This is a genomic window from Streptococcus sp. Marseille-Q0941, assembly GCF_943736975.1.
GTDB lineage: Bacteria > Bacillota > Bacilli > Lactobacillales > Streptococcaceae > Streptococcus.
The window spans coordinates 40,291-60,870 of the sequence record NZ_CALSFO010000001.1; the positions used below are offsets into that span (position 1 = coordinate 40,291).

Consider the following 20,580-nt stretch of genomic DNA (forward strand, 5'->3'; position numbering starts at 1 on the left):
GATCGACAATCCAAAGACAATTGAGAGGCTAGGACTTTTGTCCCAGCTTCTTTTCTAGGAAGTGAAATGAAGGAGAAAACATGAATAAAAAAACCAGACAGGCCCTTATAGGTCTTCTGATTTTCCTACTTTTGTCGGCAGGAAGTTACTACATAAAAGAAATGCAGGCTTCGAATGCCACGCCACGAACACAGGTACAGCAGAAATCCCAGTCGCTTGATACTCCAAATCAAGAATTGGCTGAGAGTGTATTGACAGACTCGGTAAAAAAACAAATAAAGGGGACTCTTGAGTGGAATGGAGCAGGAGCCTTTATTGTCAATGGGAATAAGACTAATCTAGATGCAAAGGTTTCAAGTAAACCTTATGCTGATAATAAAACAAAAACTGTAGGCGGGGAGACGGTCCCAACTGTAGCCAATGCCCTTATGTCAAAAGCAACAAGACAGTACAAAGACCGTGAAGAAACTGGGAATGGCTCGACCTCTTGGACGCCAGCAGGATGGCATCAAGTCAAAAATCTAAAAGGAACTTACAATCACGCAGTAGATAGAGGACATTTATTAGGCTATGCCTTGATTGGTGGGCTAGACGGCTTTGATGCTTCTACAAGCAATCCTAAAAATATTGCCGTACAGACAGCCTGGGCCAATCAAGCACGCGCAGAAGATTCAACGGGACAAAACTACTATGAAAGTTTAGTTCGAAAAGCCTTGGATCAAAATAAGCGTGTGCGTTACCGAGTCACATTGCTCTACGCAACAGAAGAAGATTTGGTCCCTTCTGCATCTCAGATTGAAGCCAAATCATCCGACGGGGAATTAGAGTTTAATGTCGTAGTCCCTAACGTTCAAAAGGGAATTCAGTTAGACTATCGAACAGGTAAAGTAACCGTAACAAAAGACTAGTAAATAAGCGATCCCTTATCTTATTAGATAGGGGATTTGCTACTAAAATCGTAATTTAATGTGTAGAAGTTAAAAAATATGGTATAATAGTCACAATTATACTTTTTAGGAGAAGGAAAATGGAAGACCCGAGCAGTCAGGATTTGTTACTGCAATTTGTATTATTAGTTGTTTTGACCTTTTTAAATGCTTTTTTCTCAGCAACAGAGATGGCTATGGTTTCCCTTAGTCGCTCACGCGTTGAACAAAAGGCTGAAGAGGGGGATAAACGCTACATCCGTTTGCTAAAGGTACTTGAAAACCCCAATCACTTTTTATCAACCATTCAAGTTGGTATTACTTTAATTACAATCTTGTCAGGGGCTAGGTTAGCAGATTCTCTTGGACAATTGATTGCATCTTGGATAGGAAATAGTGAGACTGCGCATGCAGTGGCTTCTTTCTTATCACTTGCTTTTTTGACCTATATTTCTATCGTTTTTGGTGAACTTTATCCTAAACGCATTGCTCTAAATTTAAAAGATGCCTTGGCAATCCGAACAGTACCATTTATTATCGCACTCGGTAAGATTGTGAGTCCCTTTGTTTGGATGTTATCCGCATCAACGAATCTTTTGAGTCGATTGACACCGATGACATTTGACGATGCAGATGAAAAGATGACTCGGGATGAGATTGAGTATATGCTGACGAAGAGCGAAGAAACCTTGGATGCTGATGAAATCGAGATGTTACAGGGGATTTTCTCACTAGACGAGCTTATGGCGCGTGAAGTCATGGTTCCTCGAACAGATGCCTTCATGGTGGATATCCAAGATGACACTCAAACGATTATCGAAAGTATCTTAAAACAAAACTTTTCTCGCATTCCTGTCTATGATAATGACAAGGATAACGTGATTGGTTTGATTCATACCAAGAGTCTGTTAAAAGCAGGGTTTACCGATGGTTTTGACAATATCGTATTGAGAAAAATTTTACAGGAACCACTCTTTGTACCTGAAACTATTTTTGTGGACGATTTGTTAAAAGAACTCAGAAATTCACAAAGACAGATGGCAATTCTTCTAGATGAATATGGAGGAATGGCTGGTTTGGTCACTCTTGAGGATTTACTTGAAGAGATTGTTGGTGAGATAGATGATGAAACTGACCGCGCTGAAGTATACGTTCACACTATCGGTGACAATACCTACATCGTCCAAGGAACAATGAATTTGAACGACTTCAATGATTACTTTGATGTTGAACTTGAGAGTGATGATGTAGATACCATTGCGGGTTACTACTTAACTGGAGTAGGTACTATCCCGACAACTGAAAAACTCAGCTATGAGTTGGAAAGTTCAAACAAATACATCACATTAACTAATGACAAGGTAAAAAATGGTCGTGTGACCAAGGTCAAGGTTCACATTGAAGAGATTGAACCGAAAGAAGAAGCTGATTAACAAAAAAACTTTAATAGTTTTAGGTTAGTAGAGCTTTTTCTAATTTTTGAAAATAAAAAGACTCCAAAAGGAGTCTTTTTATACAAGGCGGTAGACGGATTTGAACCGACGATCAAGCTTTTGCAGAGCCGTGCCTTACCACTTGGCTATACCGCCTCAACGTTTAATATTATACCTTGAAAATGATTCTACGTCAATAGTTTCTTAATCGAAAATCCAATTTAGAAGGTTGCCCTTTCTGATTGGATGGAAAAATGGGGAGAGAAAATCTGAAAATCAGGCTTTATAGAGCCTTAACTTCCCTTTTGATTCTATAGATAGCAAACAAAGAATAGAAAAATTTGATAAATGAAAGTTTTTTGTGGTTACACGCCTAAATATTCTGAAAATTCGTTTACTTTTTGAGAAATCTATGGTATAATTGACAATAAGCCTAAATTTTTTAAGAGGAGTTACATACATGAAAAAAAATAGGGTATTGGTTGCGGCAGGAGTTGCCCTATTAGCGACTAGCGCACTAGCTGCTTGCGGTTCTTCGAAATCGTCTGATTCAACAGCGCCAAAAACTTATGGTTATGTTTATTCATCAGATCCTGAAACATTGGATTACCTTACTTCGGGGAAACAAAGTACTAAATTAGCCACTTCAAATGGTATTGATGGTCTCTTTACAAATGACAAATATGGGAATTTGACTCCTGCAGTTGCAGAAGACTGGTCAGTTTCAAAAGATGGTTTGACCTATACCTACAAAATCCGTAAAGGTGTCAAATGGTTTACCTCTGAGGGGGAAGAATATGCTGAAGTGACAGCTAAAGACTTTGTAAATGGTTTGAAACACGCAGCAGATAAAAAATCAGAAGCACTTTATCTAGCAGAAAAATCTGTGAAAGGGTTGTCTGACTATTTGGCAGGAAATTCAAAAGACTTTTCTACAGTAGGTGTTAAGGCAGTTGATGATTATACTCTTGAGTATACATTGAACCAACCAGAACCATACTGGAACTCTAAGATGGCTTACTCAATCTTCTGGCCATTAAACGAAGAATTTGAAAAATCAAAAGGGGATGATTTTGCCAAACCAACGGATCCTACATCATTACTTTACAATGGTCCGTTCTTGCTGAAAGGTTTGACTGCCAAGTCTTCTATCGAGTTTGCGAAGAATGAACAATATTGGGATAAGGAAAATGTTCATCTTGATAAAGTTACCCTCGCTTTCTATGACGGATCAGATCAAGAGTCTCTTGAACGGAACTTTACAAGTGGAGCCTATAGCTATGCTCGTCTCTTCCCGACAAGTTCAAACTACTCTAAAGTAGCGGAGACCTACAAAGACAATATCTACTACACACCAGCTGGACCAGGAATCACTGGTTTGGGTGTAAATATTGACCGTCAAAGTTACAAATACACCGCTAAAACAACTGACGAAGAAAAAACGTCAACTAAGAAAGCCCTTCTTAACAAAGACTTCCGTCAGGCCTTGAACTTTGCCGTTGACCGTACAGCTTATTCAGCGCAAATCAATGGTAAAGAAGGTGCTCCTCTTGCAGTTCGTAACCTCTTTGTAAAACCAGATTTTGTCGCTGCGGGTGACAAGACCTTCGGTGACTTGGTAACTGAGAAGATGGCAGCTTATGGTGATGAGTGGAAGAACGTAAACTTTGCGGATGGTCAAGATGGACTCTTCAACGCAGATAAGGCCAAAGCAGAACTTGCAAAAGCTAAAACTGCATTAGAAGCTGAAGGGGTGAAATTCCCAATCCATTTGGATATCCCAGTAGATCAAACAAACAAAGGGTATATTGCTCGTATCCAATCCTTCAAACAGACAGTTGAAAAAGTGCTTGGTGAAGAAAATGTAGTCATTGACATTCATCAAATTTCTAAAGATGAGGCATTAAATATCACTTACCATGCACCAAACGCAGCAGCAGAAGATTGGGATCTATCAGGTGCAGTTGGATGGAACCCAGACTATGAAGATCCATCAACTTACCTTGACATCCTCAAATCAACAAACAAGTCGCAAACCAAGACATACATGGGATTTGACGATCCAGCGAACCCAGCAGTTAGTCAAGTTGGTTTGAAAGAATACGATAAGTTAGTTGATGAAGCCGCTAAAGAAACCAGTGATTTGAATGTTCGTTATGAGAAATACGCTGCAGCTCAGGCTTGGTTGACAGATAGCTCTCTCTTCATCCCTGCTATGTCTGGTAGCGGTGCAGCACCATTCATTTCTCGTGTAGTACCATTCACAGCTTCTTATAGCCAATCTGGAGACAAGAGTTCAGATCTTTACTTCAAGTACATTCAGCTACAGGATAAGGTTGTAACGAAAGCTGAGTACGAACAAGCTCGTGAGAAATGGCTCAAAGAGAAAAAAGAATCAAACGAAAAAGTTCAAAAAGAATTAGCGAGCCACGTTAAATAAATAATGCTCATCAGAACTTTCTCTCCAAAAGGAGAAGGTTCTTTTGGAATTTTAAAGGAAATAATATGAAAAAATATGTTTTTATGCGTATCTTGCGGTCGTTAGTTTCAATCTTTTTAGTAACGACCTTGATTTACACAATCATCTATACGATGGTTCCACGGAAGTTGATTTTCAAACAAGATACTAACTACAATAAAATTGCAACAACAGCTGATAAACGTGATAACTATGAAAATACCGTTTTTGAGCGTATGGGTTATATCGAATATTACGATACGAAAGAGTTGCAGGAAAAAGCTAGTAGCATTGACTCTTCTGTAACAGTAGACGCTAATGATACAAATAAAGCTATCTATGAAAAATACATCCAACAACTTGGGAATGGTTGGACTTTAGGGCAGTTCACTGAGAGTGGTCAATTCTATGCGACTCGTGAAATTCCTATTTTTGAGCGTGTGTTCAAATTCTATGCAAACTTGCTTGATATTGACCATACAAACAAAATTCAAGACCCAGAAAATCCTAATTTAGAGCGTTATTTGCGATTTGAAAACGATCCAGCTATTGGATGGTCTTTGGTAGGTTCAGGGACTAAACATAAATACCTCTTGTACTTCAACAGTCAATTCCCATTTGTTCATCAAAACTTTGTGAACTTAAACTTAGGAGATTCTTATCCAACTTATGCCAATACTCCTGTGCTTCAAGTTATCACACAAGGACAAGGACAAACCAAGACTTCTGAAGTTCAATTCCCAACTGGTAAGAAAACATCATCAGTCAATATCTACTCAAGAACTTATAAATCTCCAAGTCAAGCTGATGCGCGTGAAGTAGCGAACTACGGTAAAGATGATCCATATACAGCTACTGAAAGCAACTATCAGTATCCATCTATGATTACCAGTTCTGCTATTGCTGGTTTGATTGGCCTTGCAATTTCGTATGCAATCGCGGTTCCACTTGGTTCTGCAATGGCTCGTTACAAGAATACTTGGATTGATAGTTTCTCTACAGGAGCTTTAACATTCTTACTTGCTCTTCCAACTATCGCTCTTGTCTATATCATTCGTTTGATTGGTTCTTCAATTGGATTCCCGGATTCATTCCCTATCTTGGGTGCTGGAGACTGGCGTTCATATGTACTACCTGCAGTTATTCTTGGTTTACTTGGTGCACCTGGTTTAGCTATCTGGATTCGCCGTTACATGATTGACTTACAATCACAAGACTTTGTTCGTTTTGCTCGTGCAAAAGGTCTTTCTGAGAAAGAAATTTCAAACAAACACATCTTTAAAAATGCCATGGTACCGCTTGTTTCAGGTATTCCAGGTTCTATTATCGGTGTTATTGGTGGAGCTACTCTTACTGAAACAGTTTTCGCCTTCCCAGGTATGGGTAAAATGTTGATTGACTCTGTAAAAGCATCAAATAATAACATGGTAGTTGGTCTAGTTTTCATCTTTACTTGCGTCTCAATCTTCTCTTACTTAATTGGGGATATTTGGATGACAATTATTGACCCACGTATTAAGTTGACAGAGAAAGGAGGCAAATAATGTCTACAATGAATAATGATAAATTTCAGTTTGTAAAACGCGATGACTTTGCCTCTGAAGCAATTGATGCTCCCGCCTACTCATATTGGGGTTCTGTTTTTAGACAATTTTTGAAAAAGAAATCAACTATCATCATGCTTGGTATTTTGATTTCAATCGTTTTGATGAGTTTCATCTACCCAATGTTTTCTGATTTCGACTTCAATGATGTAAGTAAGGTAAATGACTTTAGCGCTCGCTACATTAAACCAAATGCGGAACATTGGTTCGGTACAGATAGTAATGGTAAGTCTCTTTTTGATGGTGTCTGGTTTGGAGCTCGTAACTCTATCTTGATTTCCGTTATTGCGACCTTAATCAACGTTGTAATCGGTGTTATTGTCGGGGGTATCTGGGGTATTTCAAAATCAGTTGACCGCATCATGATGGAAGTTTACAACGTTATCAATAACATCCCATCACTTTTGATCGTTATTGTTTTGACTTACTCTATCGGTGCAGGTTTCTGGAATTTGATTTTCGCCATGAGTGTGACTACATGGATTGGTATTGCTTATATGATTCGTATTCAAATCATGCGTTACCGTGACTTAGAGTACAACCTTGCTTCACGCACACTCGGAACTCCAACATACAAAATTGTCATTAAAAATATCATGCCACAATTGGTATCTGTTATTGTTACGACTACATCACAAATGCTTCCAGCATTTATCTCCTATGAAGCCTTTCTATCATTCTTTGGACTTGGACTACCAATTACAGTACCAAGTTTAGGTCGATTGATTTCAGATTACTCACAGAACGTAACGACAAATGCATACCTCTTCTGGATTCCATTGACAACTTTGGTTTTGGTATCCTTGTCACTTTTCGTAGTTGGTCAAAACCTAGCGGATGCTAGTGATCCACGTACACATAGATAGGAGTAGACATGACAAAAGAAAAAAATGTAATTTTGACTGCTCAAGATATTGTCGTGGAATTTGATGTTCGTGACAAAATTTTGACAGCTATTCGTGGAGTATCTCTGGAGTTGATTGAGGGCGAAGTGCTTGCACTCGTTGGAGAATCTGGTTCAGGGAAATCTGTTTTAACAAAAACTTTTACAGGAATGTTGGAAGATAATGGTCGTATTGCCAAAGGTAGTATTCTTTACCGTGACCAAGATTTGACTGAATTTTCTTCTCATAAAGATTGGGAGCAAATTCGTGGTGCGAAGATTGCAACGATCTTCCAGGATCCGATGACCAGTCTTGACCCAATCAAAACAATCGGAAGTCAAATTACAGAAGTTATTGTTAAACACCAAGGGAAAACAGCTCAAGAAGCCAAAGACTTGGCGATTGACTATATGAATAAAGTTGGTATCCCTGACGCTGAGCGACGTTTTAATGAATATCCATTCCAGTATTCTGGAGGAATGCGTCAACGTATTGTTATTGCGATTGCCCTTGCGTGTCGTCCAGATGTTTTGATCTGTGATGAACCAACAACAGCCCTTGATGTGACTATTCAAGCTCAGATTATTGACTTGTTGAAAACTCTTCAACAGGAATACCACTTTACAACTATCTTTATCACACACGACCTTGGTGTTGTAGCAAGTATTGCTGATAAAGTTGCAGTTATGTATGCTGGCGAAATCGTTGAGTATGGTACAGTTGAAGAAATCTTCTACGATCCACGTCACCCATACACATGGAGCCTCTTATCAAGTTTGCCACAGCTAGCTGACGATAAAGGAGAATTGTATTCAATTCCGGGAACACCTCCATCACTGTATACTGAATTGAAGGGAGATGCTTTCGCTCTTCGTTCAGATTATGCGATGAAGATTGATTTCGAAGAAAAAGCTCCTCAGTTTGCAGTATCTGATACTCACTGGGCTAAAACATGGTTGCTTCATGAACAAGCTCCAAAAGTTGCAAAACCAGCAGTAATTGCAGATTTACACGATAAGATTCGTGAAAAGATGGGCTTTGCTCATCTTGAGGACTAGGAGGAAGGAAATGTCTGAAAAATTAGTAGAAGTTAAAGACTTAGAGATTTCCTTCGGAGAAGGAAGCAAAAAGTTTGTAGCCGTTAAAAATGCAAACTTCTTTATCAACAAAGGTGAAACGTTCTCACTCGTTGGAGAATCTGGTAGTGGTAAGACAACAATTGGTCGTGCCATTATCGGCCTTAATGATACCAGCAAAGGGGATATCATCTTTGATGGGCAAAAAATCAATGGTAAAAAATCACGTGAACAAGCAGCGGAATTAATCCGTCGCATTCAAATGATTTTCCAAGACCCAGCTGCAAGTTTGAATGAACGTGCAACAGTTGACTATATCATCTCAGAAGGTCTTTACAATCACCATTTATTTAAAGATGAAGAAGAAAGAAAAGAAAAAGTTCAAAACATCATTCGTGAAGTAGGACTTTTGGCTGAACACTTGACACGTTACCCTCATGAGTTCTCAGGTGGACAACGTCAACGTATCGGGATTGCTCGTGCCTTGGTTATGCAACCTGACTTCGTGATCGCGGATGAGCCAATTTCAGCCTTGGACGTTTCAGTGCGTGCCCAAGTTTTGAATTTGCTCAAGAAATTTCAAAAAGAATTGGGCTTGACTTATCTCTTTATCGCTCACGATTTGTCAGTAGTTCGTTTCATCTCTGATCGTATCGCGGTAATTTATAAGGGAGTCATTGTTGAAGTGGCTGAAACTGAAGAATTGTTTAACAATCCAGTTCATCCATACACGCAAGCACTGCTTTCAGCTGTACCAATCCCAGATCCAATCTTGGAACGTAAAAAAGTTTTGAAAGTCTATGATCCAGATCAACATGATTACGAAACTGATAAACCTTCAATGGTAGAAATTCGTCCAGGTCATTATGTTTGGGCTAACCAAGCAGAATTGGAACGCTATAAAAAAGAAATGAAGTAATCAATAAAGTTTCATCATCTTGCTAGAACTATTCTGGAAGGGTTATGAAACTTTTTTATTTTGCAGATAAAGGCTTGATTATCTAGGAAAATTTGATATACTGAATACAATAAAAACAGAAATGTTTCAGTGGAACAAACCAAAGGAGCATCACATGGACCATCAACCAAATTTTTTTACGACAATGGCTAGAATGATTGGAACATGCCTCTGGGTAAAAGGGATGGAAGCATTAACTGAAAAGAAGGAATCAGAGTCAGAAGTGTTAGAGTTGACTAGATTTATTCTAGCTTTAAAAATAGGTTCTTCTTTACCATGGATTCTGGGTCTCCCTAGAAAGGAAGATAAAAAATGAAATTTATTTGGGATATTTTATTTTTTATCCTAGTGAAGCCACTGATTGCGCTTGTAGAATTCATTTAGTATCTCATTTGTTTAATTTTTTATGAATTCCTGATGAACATATTGTATTCGATTTTTAACTGGTTTTATAACTGGCTTTTTAGTTTATTTTAGAGACTAGAAATTGGAAGTACGTACATATATATACTCATATATAACTTTATTATCACAAAAAAGATGGAAGATATTCCATCTTTTTTGTTTATAGCAATAAGATTAAGGCGAAGTTTTAAAAAGCTGATGCAAATAATAGATTCGTAGAGAGTCTATGATATAGATTAGATTTAGTCTAATCAAATTCAGACGGTATAGGCACAGGAAAGTTCTCAAAGGTAATGACATCGCCCTTTTGTGTCGTAAGTTGAATACGGTTATCTTTGAGGCGACTAGCTTGTACTTCCTTACCGTTAACCTTAACGAGGCTAGCTTCGATATTTGGATAGTCTACGACTAAATCCCCACCAACATTAGAAATGAAAGATAGCGTTTCAAGATTCTTTTCTTTCCATTTCATGCTGACTTCAAAGTTGCCACGTGCCACGAGACCTGAAACTTGCCCGTCTTTCCAGGCGTCTGGAAGGGCTGGTAATGGAGCAATGTAGCCAGTGTGGGATTGAAGGAGCATTTCTGCCATCCCGCTGGTGGCACAAAAGTTACCATCAATTTGGAAAGGTGCGTGAGTATCCCAGAGGTTTTCAAGGGTTGAAGACTTGAGCTGTTCTGCCAACAAACGATGGGCACGATTTCCATCAAGCAGACGAGCCCAGAGGTTGATTTTATTGGCCTTAGACCAACCTGTTCCACCATCTCCTCGGTGGTTTAAGGTTGCGCGTGCTGCTTCTAGATATTCAGGCTGATCCTTACTAAATAAAGTACCTGGGAAGAGACCAACTAGGTGAGAAACGTGACGGTGGTGATTTTCAATGCCTTCGTTCGTGAATCGAGGACTGTCTTCTTCGTACCATTCCTTGATGCGGCTATCTTGGTTGATATGAAGTGGTTTGAGCTTGTCAAATTTAGCCTTCACTTCTGTCACCAAGTCTTGATCGACATTGAGATGATTGGCTGCTTCCATATAGTCGTGGAAGAGTTGCCAAACTAGAGATTGATCAAAGGTATTTCCAATCGTGATAGTTCCATGTTCTGGTGAGTAGGATGGAGAAGATACCCAACGGTCACTAGCCTTGTCGTAGTGCAAGAAGGAATTCCAGAACTTGGCTGTTTCCTTAAGCATTGGATAAATCTTTTCTTTGAGATAGGTTTCGTTCTTGGTGAATTTGTAGTAGTCATAGACGTTCTGCATCATCCAAGCATTGGCAGCAGGAGACCAACCCCAATAGTAATTCCAACCTGGAGTTGTCCAGCCAAATGGTGTTGCCTGGGTATGAACCAACCAACCATTTTCTTGACCTTCTTTGGATTCAATACCAGCGTATTCCTTAGCAGCGATACGGCCATAGTAGCGCATGTCATCAATATAATTGATCATTGGCTTAGCTGTTTCTGCAAGATTACTCATGTAGGCGGGCCAATAGTTCATCTGTAGGTTGACATTGAGGTGGTAATCTGAGTTCCAAGGTGGATTGTCTACAGCATTCCAGACTCCTTGGAGGTTGGCTGGCAGAGCATCTGTTCGATCACAAGACGAACTGATCAATAAATAACGTCCGTATTGGAAGAAGAGTTCTTCTAGCTTTTGGCCTTTTGTTGGATTATAGGTTTGAAGAGCTTCTTTTGTGGTTTGAGCAGTCTTGCTTCCACCTAGGTTTAGTTTAACGCGATTAAAGAGACTTTGATAATTCTTGATATGATCATTTTTCAGAGTTTCATAGTCTTTTGCCTTGGCATCTTCTACGATAGATTTGACAGTTTTTTCTAGGTCAATATCCTTGCGATAATTAGTTTTTGGGTTTTGAGCAAAATTAGTCTTGGCACTGAGTAGCAGTGTCGCATAGCTTGCTCCAGTGACGGTCAAATAGCCGTCTTGAGCAGTGACTTGTCCGTCAGTCTTGATACCAAGATATGAAGCAAATTTCAGACCATTGTCTTTGACAGTTCCCTTGAGTAAAATACCATTAGTATCAACGTTAACATTCCCTTGTTTGTATTTAGAATTCTCCCAAGAATAGTCTCCATTAGCAATCAGGTCCTCTGTCAAGCTATTCCAAAGTGTAAAATCAAGAGTCTTATCCCCTTTTTTACTCAAGTGGGTCACAGTAACATCGTCAGGATAGCTAGAGAAGGTTTCGCGTTTAAAGTTTGTCCCGTCCTGGGTATAAGAAGTAGTCGAGATAGCCTCAGAAATATCTAAGCCACGATGGTAGTCGGTAACATTCTCCAAGCCTTTCTTTTGGTTGTTAAAGACCATAAAGATATCACCAAAAGATAAGTAACGACCATACTGAGCATTGTTTGGTCCTACGAGGTTACGCTCAGCTAATCGTTTGGCTTTTTGGCGGTTTCCTTCTTCCAATGATTTACGAATTTCTGCTAAGACTTTATAGCGGTCCTGATAGTTTCCACCGTTGTAGTCGGTGCTATCCGGTTGTGGACCTCCAGACCAAAGAGTTTTTTCGTTGTATTGGATTCTTTCCTCACCGATGAGTCCAAAAACTTTTGCCCCCATTTCTCCATTTCCGACTGGCAGGGCTTGTTTTTCCCAGCCGTCATAAGAAGGAGCAGTTGGTTGGTCGTATATTAGTTTATAGCTATTTTTATTTTTCATAGATTTTTTAATTATTGAAGCAAGTAGTATAGTGAATTCTATGCTTTTACTATAGCAGACACATTAACTTATTGCAAGGCTTTAAAGGCCTCATTTGTTTATTTTAAGGACAGTGTATATTCTAGATTTTATGATGGATAGTAAGCAAGTCTTTTTTATAGGTAAAGTGAATTAAAATGTTGCATAGTTGCTTTCTGAAAGCGTAAATCAAACTAGTCAGGAGTGGGACTTTATGGTATAATATAGAAGATTCAAAAAGAAACAGGAGAAATATTATGGACCTTATTTTAGCAATTGTATTGATTGTTTTAGCTTTTCTAGGTGGAGCACTTGGAGGAATGTACTTGGTACGTAAGCAAATCGAGAAAGAATTTGCGGATAACCCACGTTTGAATGCCGAAGCAGTTCGTACTCTTTTGAGTGCAAATGGTCAAAAACCAAGTGAAGCTAAGGTACAACAAGTTTACCACCAAATTATTCGCCAACAAAAAGCAGCCCTTGCTAACAATAAAAAGAAATAAATAGGAAAAGTCTGGGATGAAAATTCCAGACTTCTCACTATGTTCAACTGATCTTTAGAGCTAAGACTTTTTCCTTGCATTCTATTGATATTTGATTATGATTAAGAGGGAGACAGTTGGGACTTCTCAGACTGTCAAAAATTCCGGTAAGAAATAAATGATAATGAACTATCAATCAGAAAAATAAGACTAGAAAGAAGACTGTATGGATAATCGACCGATTGGTTTTTTGGATTCGGGCGTTGGAGGCTTAACTGTCGTACGTGAGCTGATGCGCCAGCTTCCTCATGAAGAAATCGTCTATATTGGAGATTCAGCACGGGCGCCCTATGGTCCTCGTCCTGCTGAGCAAATTCGTGAATATACTTGGCAACTGGTCAACTTTCTTTTGACCAAGGATGTCAAGATGATTGTCATTGCCTGTAATACTGCGACTGCGGTCGTCTGGGAAGAAATCAAGTCCAAGTTGGATATTCCTGTACTGGGTGTCATCTTGCCTGGGGCTTCAGCAGCTATCAAATCTAGCCAAGGTGGGAAAATTGGTGTGATTGGAACACCGATGACAGTACAATCAGACATCTATCGTCAAAAAATCCATGATCTAGATCCGGATTTGCAAGTGAAAAGTTTGGCCTGTCCCAAATTTGCTCCTTTGGTTGAATCAGGTGCACTTTCAACCAGTGTGACCAAGAAAGTAGTCTATGAAACGCTACGTCCCTTGGTCGGAAAAGTGGACAGCTTGATTTTGGGCTGTACTCATTATCCGCTTCTCAGACCCATTATTCAAAATGTCATGGGGCCTAAGGTTCAACTGATTGATAGTGGAGCGGAGTGTGTGCGGGATATTTCTGTATTACTCAATTATTTTGAAATCAATCGTAGCCGTGATGCAGGCCCGCTGCAACACCGATTTTATACAACAGCGAATAGTCAGAGCTTTGCCCAGATTGGTGCTGAGTGGCTAGAAAAAGAGATTCATGTGGAGCATGTAACATTATGACCAACAAAATTTATGAATACAAGGATGACCAGGACTGGTATGTAGGTGTTTGGGACGTCTATGGTGGAATCTATAGCCTCATAAAAGATCATCTTGATCTCTATTTTATGGATTTGGCTCGCATTTTCCGTGATGAGGAAAATGGTTTTCCAATCACGATTACGGTAATGCGCTGGTCTTCAAACTTCCGCTTGCTATCTTTTATCGTTGAGATTTTAAATGCAGAAGCCGGTCGAAACTTGGAAGTCATTCAACGCCAAGGTGCCTTGCTCTTACTTGAAAATGGACAACTCTTGCATGTGGAATTACCTAAAGAAGGAGTAGATGTCGAAGCCTTCTTTGAAACTAGCAAAGTCAGAGAAACCTTGTTGATAGCGACTCGTAATGAAGGGAAGACCAAGGAATTTCGTGCTATCTTTGATAAGCTTGGCTATGATGTGGAAAATCTTAATGATTATCCAGATCTACCTGAAGTGGCTGAAACAGGTATGACCTTTGAAGAAAATGCTCGTCTGAAGGCAGAAACCATTTCACAGTTAACAGGCAAGATGGTTCTAGCAGATGATTCTGGTCTTAAAGTCGATGTCCTCGGAGGATTGCCAGGCGTTTGGTCAGCTCGATTTGCAGGAGTGGGAGCCACTGACCAGGAAAACAATGCTAAACTCTTGCACGAGTTAGCCATGGTCTTTGAACTCAAGGACCGTTCGGCACAATTCCACACTACTTTGGTTGTGGCTAGCCCAGGTAAGGAAAGCTTGGTGGTCGAAGCTGATTGGCCAGGATACATTAACTTTGAACCTAAGGGTGAAAATGGTTTTGGCTATGATCCGCTCTTCTTAGTAGGAGAAACAGGTAAAACTTCAGCAGAGTTAACCTTAGAAGAAAAAAATAGTCAATCTCACCGTGCCTTAGCCGTTAAGAAACTTTTGGAGGTATTCCCATCATGGCAAAGCAAACCATCATTGTAATGAGTGATTCCCATGGAGACAGCTTGATTGTAGAGGAAATCCGCGACCGCTATCTTGGGAAAGTTGATGCTATTTTTCACAATGGCGACTCGGAGCTTCGCCCAGACTCACCACTCTGGGAAGGGATCCAGGTAGTCAGAGGAAACATGGATTTTTATTCAGATTATCCAGAACGCTTGGTGACCCAACTTGGTCCTACCAAGATTATCCAGACTCATGGACACTTGTTTGATATTAACTTCAATTTCCAAAAACTGGACTTCTGGGCTCAAGAGGAAGAGGCGGACATCTGTCTCTATGGTCACTTGCATGTTCCAAGTGCTTGGATGGAAGGGAAGACCCTCTTTCTAAATCCAGGTTCTATCAGCCAACCACGTGGAACCATCAGAGAATGTCTCTACGCTCGTGTGGAAATTGATGACAGCTATTTCAAAGTTGATTTTTTGACACGTAATCATGAGGTATATTCAGGCTTGTCTATGGAGTTTGCTCGATGATTGCCAAGGAATTTGAACTATTTTTACTGGAGCAAGAGGAAACCTTTTTAACTTCTGCTGAAAATTTGGCGGTACTTATTGATAGCCACAATGCAGATCATGCAATCCTCTTGCTTAGTCAGATGACCTATAGTAGGGTTCCAGTAGTAACAGATAAGAGAAAATTTGTCGGGACCATTGGGCTTAGAGATATCCTTGCCTACCAGATGGAGCAGGGATTGAGCCAGGAAGTCATGGCAGATACGGATATCGTACATATGACAAAAAAGGATGTAGCAGTGGTTTCTCCAGATTATACACTAACGGATGTTTTACATAAGTTAGTGGATGAGTCTTTCCTACCAGTCGTTGATGAGGAAGGTATTTTCCAAGGGATTATTACACGAAAATCAATCCTAAAGGCTGTGAATGCCCTTCTGCATGATTTTAGTAAGGAATATGAGATTCGAAGCAAATGAGAGAATGGATTTCAGTATTTTTAGAAGAAAAACAAAATCTAACGAATAATTCTAAACAGTCTTATAAGTATGACTTGGAGCAGTTTGTAGATCTTGTTGGAGAACGAATCTCTGAGACAAGTTTAAAAATCTATCAAGCTCAGCTATCCAATTATAAAATGAGTGCCCAAAAGCGCAAAGTTTCTGCCTGCAACCAATTCCTGTACTTTTTATACCAGAAAGGAAAGGTTGCTAGCTTTTATCGTTTGGAATTGCCGAAACAGGCTGAGAAAAAGCAAGTTAAGTCGGAACTTTTAGATTTGACTTCTTTCTGGCAAGAAAGTTCTTTTCCAGAGGGGCGTTTGATTGCCTTATTGATAGTTGAATTAGGCCTCTTGCCCAGTGAAATTCTAGCCTTGAAAATTACGGATATAAATCTGGATTTTCAAGTGTTGAGAATTACTAAGTCTTCCCAACAAAGAATTGTAGCTCTCCCAAGAGCCTTGCTAACAGAGTTAGAGCCTTTGATGGGACAGACCTATCTCTTTGAAAAAGCTGGGAAACCATACTCCCGTCAATGGGCTTTTCGTCAGTTAGAAGCCTTTCTAAAGGAAAAAGGCTTTGCTGATTTATCGGCTCAAGGATTGAGAGAACAGTTTATACTAAGACAAATCGAAGAAAAGGTTGACTTGTACGAAATTGCTAAAAAGTTAGGATTAAAGACAGTCATGACCTTAGAAAAATATAGATAATGGATATTAAATTAAAAGATTTTGAAGGACCTTTGGACTTGCTCTTACACTTGGTTTCAAAGTACCAGATGGATATCTATGATGTACCGATTACAGAAGTTATCGAGCAATATCTAGCCTACATATCTACCTTACAAGCCATGCGTTTGGAAGTGGCAGGTGAATATATGGTCATGGCTAGCCAACTGATGCTTATCAAAAGTCGTAAACTCTTGCCAAAGGTCGCAGAAGTGACAGACTTAGAGGATGATCTAGAACAGGATCTCCTTTCTCAAATCGAAGAATACCGCAAGTTTAAACTCTTGGGAGAACAGTTGGAAGTTAAGCACCAAGAACGAGCTCAATATTACTCAAAAGCACCGACTGAGTTGATTTATGAGGATGCTGAACTTGTGCATGATAAGACCACGATTGATCTTTTCTTAGCCTTTTCAACCTTACTGACCAAGAAAAAGGAAGAATTCTCAAAAAATCATACAACTATTTTACGAGATGAGTATAAGATTGAGGATATGATGGTTATCGTCCGAGAAGCCTTGGTTGAAGGTCAACAATTGTGTTTGCAGGATTTGTTTAAAGAAACCAAGGATTTACAAGAGGTCATTACACTCTTTTTAGCGACCTTGGAGTTGATTAAAACCCAAGAAATTTTCTTGATTCAAAAAGAGAATTTCGGAGATATCTATCTCATGGAAAAGAAGGAAAAAAGTCAAGCGGAGCAAGGTTTGGCTTGATAGAGAGGAAGTATGAGTACTTTAGCAAAAATAGAAGCACTCCTGTTTGTGTCGGGTGAAGATGGAATTAGGGCTCGTCAGTTGGCAGAACTCTTAGCGCTACCACCAACAGGGGTTCAGCAGAGTCTTGAAAAATTAGCCCAAAAGTATGAAAAAGACCAAGAGTCGAGTTTGTCCCTGATTGAGACAGGTGGCGCTTACAGATTGGTGACCAAGCCTCAATTTGCAGCGATTTTAAAGGAATACTCCAAGGCACCCATTAACCAGAGTTTATCTCGGGCGGCCCTTGAGACCTTGTCTATCATTGCCTACAAGCAACCCATCACGCGGATAGAAATTGATGCCATCCGTGGAGTCAACTCGAGTGGGGCCTTGGCAAAGTTGCAGGCCTTTGACTTGATACGAGAAGATGGGAAAAAAGAAGTGTTGGGTCGCCCCAACCTCTATGTGACTACGGATTATTTTCTAGATTACATGGGTATTAACCATTTGGAAGAATTGCCTGTGATTGATGAGCTTGAGATTCAAGCCCAAGAAAGCCAATTATTTGGTGAAAGGATAGAAGAAGATGAGAATCAATAAGTATATTGCCCACGCAGGTGTGGCCAGTAGGAGAAAAGCAGAAGAGTTGATCAAGCAAGGCTTGGTGACGGTTAACGGCCAAGTGGTTCGTGAACTAGCAACGACCATCAAGGCTGGCGATAAGGTTGAAGTTGAAGGCCAGCCCATCTACAACGAAGAAAAGGTCTACTATCTGCTTAACAAACCACGTGGAGTGATTTCTAGTGTGACAGATGACAAGGGCCGCAAGACGGTTGTCGACCTCTTGCCCAACGTGAAAGAGCGCATCTACCCTGTAGGTCGTTTGGACTGGGATACATCTGGTGTCTTGATTTTGACCAATGACGGGGATTTTACGGATGAAATGATTCACCCCCGTAATGAGATAGACAAGGTCTATGTCGCGCGTGTTAAAGGTGTGGCCAACAAAGAAAACCTCCGCCCCTTGACCCGTGGTCTTGAGATTGATGGCAAGAAAACCAAGCCTGCTGTCTATGAGATTCTCAAAGTGGATCCAGTCAAAAATCGCTCAGTAGTGCAGTTGACCATCCATGAAGGACGCAACCATCAGGTTAAAAAGATGTTTGAGGCTGTCGGTCTTCAAGTGGATAAGTTGTCACGGACACGTTTTGGACACTTAGATTTGACGGGCCTTCGTCCGGGAGAATCTCGTCGCCTTAACAAAAAAGAAATCAGCCAACTGCATACCATGGCTGTAACCAAGAAATAATGAAAAGAATGTTAATTGCGCCTGTGCGATTTTACCAACGTTTTATATCCCCGGCTTTTCCGCCTTCTTGTCGTTTTGAACCTACTTGTTCTAACTACATGATCCAGGCTATTGAAAAACATGGCTTTAAGGGTGCCTTGATGGGCTTGGCTCGGATTTTACGATGTCATCCTTGGTCGCCTACGGGTAAGGATCCTGTTCCGGACCATTTTTCTTTAAAGAGAAATTCAAAATAAAAAGAGGCTGGGACAAAAGTCCTAGCCTCTCAATTGTCTTTGGATTGTCGAGCAAGACGCAGTGGTTGAGTGGGCTCTACTAGGCTGATTTCATCAGCTTTTACAGCCCTACTCAACTGTGCGGAGGTGGGACGACGAAATCGAATTCTAACGAATGACCGATTTCTGTCCCACTCTCTTTTTTGTTTCAAGGAGTAATTTGCTGGGTGAAATATCGATTTCTACTACCCTTCTCCTATAAAAAGTGGTAAAATGGTTGAAAGAAAGAAGGGATAGAAATGACAACATTATTTTCTAAAATCAAAGAAGTAACAGAACTTTCTGCTATCTCAGGTCATGAAGCACCTGTGCGCGCTTATCTTCGTGAAAAAATAACACCTCACGTGGATGAAGTAGTGACAGATGGCCTAGGTGGAATCTTCGGTATCAAACATTCAGAAGTTGCGAATGCCCCTCGAGTTTTGGTGGCATCTCATATGGATGAAGTAGGTTTTATGGTTAGTGAAATCAAGCCAGATGGAACTTTCCGAGTAGTTGAAATTGGCGGTTGGAATCCAATGGTTGTTAGCAGCCAACGTTTCAAACTCTTTACTCGTGAGGGACGTGAAATCCCAGTAATTTCAGGTTCAGTACCTCCACATTTGACTCGTGGAACAGGTGGGCCAACCATGCCAGCTATTTCAGATATCGTTTTTGACGGTGGTTTTGCGGACAAGGCTGAGGCTGAAAGCTTTGGTATCCGTCCTGGAGATACCATCGTTCCAGATAGTAGCGCAATCCTAACAGCTAACGAAAAAAATATCATCTCAAAAGCGTGGGACAACCGCTACGGAGTTCTCATGGTGAGTGAATTGGCAGAAAACTTGTCAGGTCAAAAACTAGGCAATGAACTTTATCTTGGTTCTAACGTCCAAGAGGAAGTTGGACTCCGTGGTGCCCATACATCAACAACTAAATTTGATCCAGAAGTATTTTTGGCAGTTGACTGTTCACCTGCTGGTGATGTTTATGGTGGTCAAGGTAAGATTGGTGATGGAACCTTGATTCGTTTCTACGACCCAGGTCACTTGCTTCTCCCAGGTATGAAGGATTTCCTTTTGACAACTGCTGAAGAAGCTGGAATCAAGTACCAATACTACTGTGGTAAAGGTGGAACTGACGCAGGGGCAGCTCATCTGAAAAATGGTGGTGTACCATCAACAACAATTGGTGTCTGTGCTCGTTATATCCACTCACACCAAACGCTTTACGCTATGGATGACTTCCTCGAAGCGCAAGCTTTCTTACAAGCCTTGGTGAAAAAATTGGATCGTTCAACAGTTGATTTGATTAAAAATTATTAAACATAAGGGAGGTGGTCAGGATGGCAGAACCAAACCTAGAAAGCTTAATAAAAGATCTCTACAACCATGCTCGTCAGGGCTTGAGTGATGAGTTAGTCGCTGCTCTCCTAGAGACTGCTAAAAAACTGCCTACTACAAATGAGCAATTACTAGCAGTCCGTCTCTCGGGTCTGGTCAATCTTGAACTGTTCAGAAATCCCAAACACCCAGCACCTGAATTGATAAACTTGGCTCGCTTTATCAAAAGAGAAGAAGCCAGGTACAGAGGAACCGCGGTTTCTGCTATTATGTTTGGAGAGCTATTTAAAATGTTTTGATTCCATTGTGAATCAAAGCATTTTTTTACGCTAGAAAAAATATTCTTGATTAAGAGA

The 20,580-nt window shown here is 40.2% G+C and carries 20 protein-coding genes, 1 tRNA gene and 1 pseudogene; 20 read left to right on the forward strand and 2 right to left on the reverse strand.

Annotated features, from left to right (window positions below):
• Positions 1–80 precede the first annotated feature (80 nt).
• Positions 81–908, forward strand: a complete 828-nt coding sequence (locus NGI26_RS00250) for a DNA/RNA non-specific endonuclease (RefSeq protein ID WP_251934496.1) — start codon at positions 81–83, stop codon at positions 906–908.
• Positions 909–1,027: 119 nt separating this feature from the next.
• Complete coding sequence (locus tag NGI26_RS00255) at positions 1,028–2,359, forward strand: hemolysin family protein (RefSeq protein ID WP_251934499.1); 1,332 nt, start codon at positions 1,028–1,030, stop codon at positions 2,357–2,359.
• 85 nt (positions 2,360–2,444) lie between these two features.
• Here the strand turns inward: NGI26_RS00255 and NGI26_RS00260 are convergent.
• Positions 2,445–2,515: transfer RNA gene (locus tag NGI26_RS00260), tRNA-Cys, on the reverse strand.
• A gap of 304 nt (positions 2,516–2,819) precedes the next feature.
• Here NGI26_RS00260 and NGI26_RS00265 point away from each other — a divergent pair.
• The 6 genes from NGI26_RS00265 to NGI26_RS00290 all read left to right on the forward strand — a co-directional run bounded on the left by NGI26_RS00265 (position 2,820) and on the right by NGI26_RS00290 (position 9,655).
• Positions 2,820–4,799, forward strand: coding sequence for a peptide ABC transporter substrate-binding protein (locus tag NGI26_RS00265; RefSeq protein WP_251934502.1), 1,980 nt, complete (start codon positions 2,820–2,822; stop codon positions 4,797–4,799).
• Between the two features lie 65 nt (positions 4,800–4,864).
• Positions 4,865–6,361 carry an ABC transporter permease gene (locus tag NGI26_RS00270; protein WP_251934504.1) on the forward strand — a complete coding sequence of 499 codons (1,497 nt, stop codon included), beginning with the start codon at positions 4,865–4,867 and terminating at the stop codon, positions 6,359–6,361.
• Positions 6,361–7,287: an oligopeptide ABC transporter permease OppC gene (oppC, locus tag NGI26_RS00275; RefSeq protein ID WP_251934506.1), complete on the forward strand. Its 927-nt coding sequence runs from the start codon at positions 6,361–6,363 to the stop codon at positions 7,285–7,287. Before NGI26_RS00270 ends, oppC begins: the two co-directional genes overlap by 1 nt.
• 8 nt (positions 7,288–7,295) lie before the next feature.
• Positions 7,296–8,363, forward strand: a complete 1,068-nt coding sequence (locus tag NGI26_RS00280) for an ABC transporter ATP-binding protein (RefSeq protein ID WP_074324324.1) — start codon at positions 7,296–7,298, stop codon at positions 8,361–8,363.
• 10 nt (positions 8,364–8,373) lie between these two features.
• Positions 8,374–9,300: an ATP-binding cassette domain-containing protein gene (locus NGI26_RS00285; RefSeq protein WP_251934509.1), complete on the forward strand. Its 927-nt coding sequence runs from the start codon at positions 8,374–8,376 to the stop codon at positions 9,298–9,300.
• A 154-nt stretch (positions 9,301–9,454) separates the two neighbouring features.
• The gene (locus NGI26_RS00290) at positions 9,455–9,655 is read left to right on the forward strand and encodes a mechanosensitive ion channel protein MscL (RefSeq protein WP_251934512.1); all 201 of its coding nucleotides are present in this window, start codon (positions 9,455–9,457) and stop codon (positions 9,653–9,655) included.
• A gap of 363 nt (positions 9,656–10,018) precedes the next feature.
• Here the strand turns inward: NGI26_RS00290 and NGI26_RS00295 are convergent.
• Positions 10,019–12,409 (reverse strand): annotated as a pseudogene (locus tag NGI26_RS00295) (glycoside hydrolase family 95 protein); the annotation flags it as partial.
• Between the two features lie 293 nt (positions 12,410–12,702).
• On the opposite strand from NGI26_RS00295, the gene NGI26_RS00300 reads away from it, so the two are divergent.
• The 12 genes from NGI26_RS00300 (at position 12,703) to NGI26_RS00355 (ending at position 20,523) form a co-directional block, all read left to right on the forward strand.
• Positions 12,703–12,948, forward strand: coding sequence for a YneF family protein (locus NGI26_RS00300; protein ID WP_004251708.1), 246 nt, complete (start codon positions 12,703–12,705; stop codon positions 12,946–12,948).
• A gap of 205 nt (positions 12,949–13,153) precedes the next feature.
• A complete protein-coding gene (racE, locus tag NGI26_RS00305; RefSeq protein ID WP_251934517.1) occupies positions 13,154–13,948 on the forward strand; it encodes a glutamate racemase in 795 nt (264 codons plus the stop codon).
• Complete coding sequence (locus NGI26_RS00310; protein WP_251934519.1) at positions 13,945–14,916, forward strand: nucleoside-triphosphate diphosphatase; 972 nt, start codon at positions 13,945–13,947, stop codon at positions 14,914–14,916. Before racE ends, NGI26_RS00310 begins: the two co-directional genes overlap by 4 nt.
• Positions 14,892–15,413, forward strand: a complete 522-nt coding sequence (locus tag NGI26_RS00315) for a metallophosphoesterase (protein ID WP_251934522.1) — start codon at positions 14,892–14,894, stop codon at positions 15,411–15,413. Before NGI26_RS00310 ends, NGI26_RS00315 begins: the two co-directional genes overlap by 25 nt.
• Entirely contained in the window at positions 15,410–15,871 is a 462-nt protein-coding gene (gene cbpB / locus NGI26_RS00320; protein ID WP_251934536.1) for a cyclic-di-AMP-binding protein CbpB, read from the forward strand. The genes NGI26_RS00315 and cbpB overlap by 4 nt, the downstream gene beginning before the upstream one ends.
• Complete coding sequence (gene xerD / locus NGI26_RS00325) at positions 15,868–16,602, forward strand: site-specific tyrosine recombinase XerD (RefSeq protein WP_251934538.1); 735 nt, start codon at positions 15,868–15,870, stop codon at positions 16,600–16,602. Before cbpB ends, xerD begins: the two co-directional genes overlap by 4 nt.
• Complete coding sequence (locus tag NGI26_RS00330) at positions 16,602–17,336, forward strand: segregation/condensation protein A (RefSeq protein WP_251934540.1); 735 nt, start codon at positions 16,602–16,604, stop codon at positions 17,334–17,336. The genes xerD and NGI26_RS00330 overlap by 1 nt, the downstream gene beginning before the upstream one ends.
• A 12-nt stretch (positions 17,337–17,348) precedes the next feature.
• On the forward strand, positions 17,349–17,918 hold the full coding sequence (gene scpB, locus NGI26_RS00335) for an SMC-Scp complex subunit ScpB (RefSeq protein WP_251934542.1): 570 nt from the start codon (positions 17,349–17,351) through the stop codon (positions 17,916–17,918).
• Positions 17,905–18,627 (forward strand): pseudouridine synthase, encoded by a 723-nt coding sequence (locus NGI26_RS00340; protein WP_001222214.1) that lies wholly within the window; start codon positions 17,905–17,907, stop codon positions 18,625–18,627. Before scpB ends, NGI26_RS00340 begins: the two co-directional genes overlap by 14 nt.
• Complete coding sequence (gene yidD / locus NGI26_RS00345; RefSeq protein WP_251934544.1) at positions 18,627–18,863, forward strand: membrane protein insertion efficiency factor YidD; 237 nt, start codon at positions 18,627–18,629, stop codon at positions 18,861–18,863. The genes NGI26_RS00340 and yidD overlap by 1 nt, the downstream gene beginning before the upstream one ends.
• A gap of 278 nt (positions 18,864–19,141) precedes the next feature.
• Positions 19,142–20,206, forward strand: a complete 1,065-nt coding sequence (pepA, locus tag NGI26_RS00350; RefSeq protein WP_251934546.1) for a glutamyl aminopeptidase — start codon at positions 19,142–19,144, stop codon at positions 20,204–20,206.
• A gap of 20 nt (positions 20,207–20,226) precedes the next feature.
• Complete coding sequence (locus NGI26_RS00355; RefSeq protein WP_251934549.1) at positions 20,227–20,523, forward strand: bacteriocin immunity family protein; 297 nt, start codon at positions 20,227–20,229, stop codon at positions 20,521–20,523.
• Positions 20,524–20,580 lie beyond the last annotated feature (57 nt).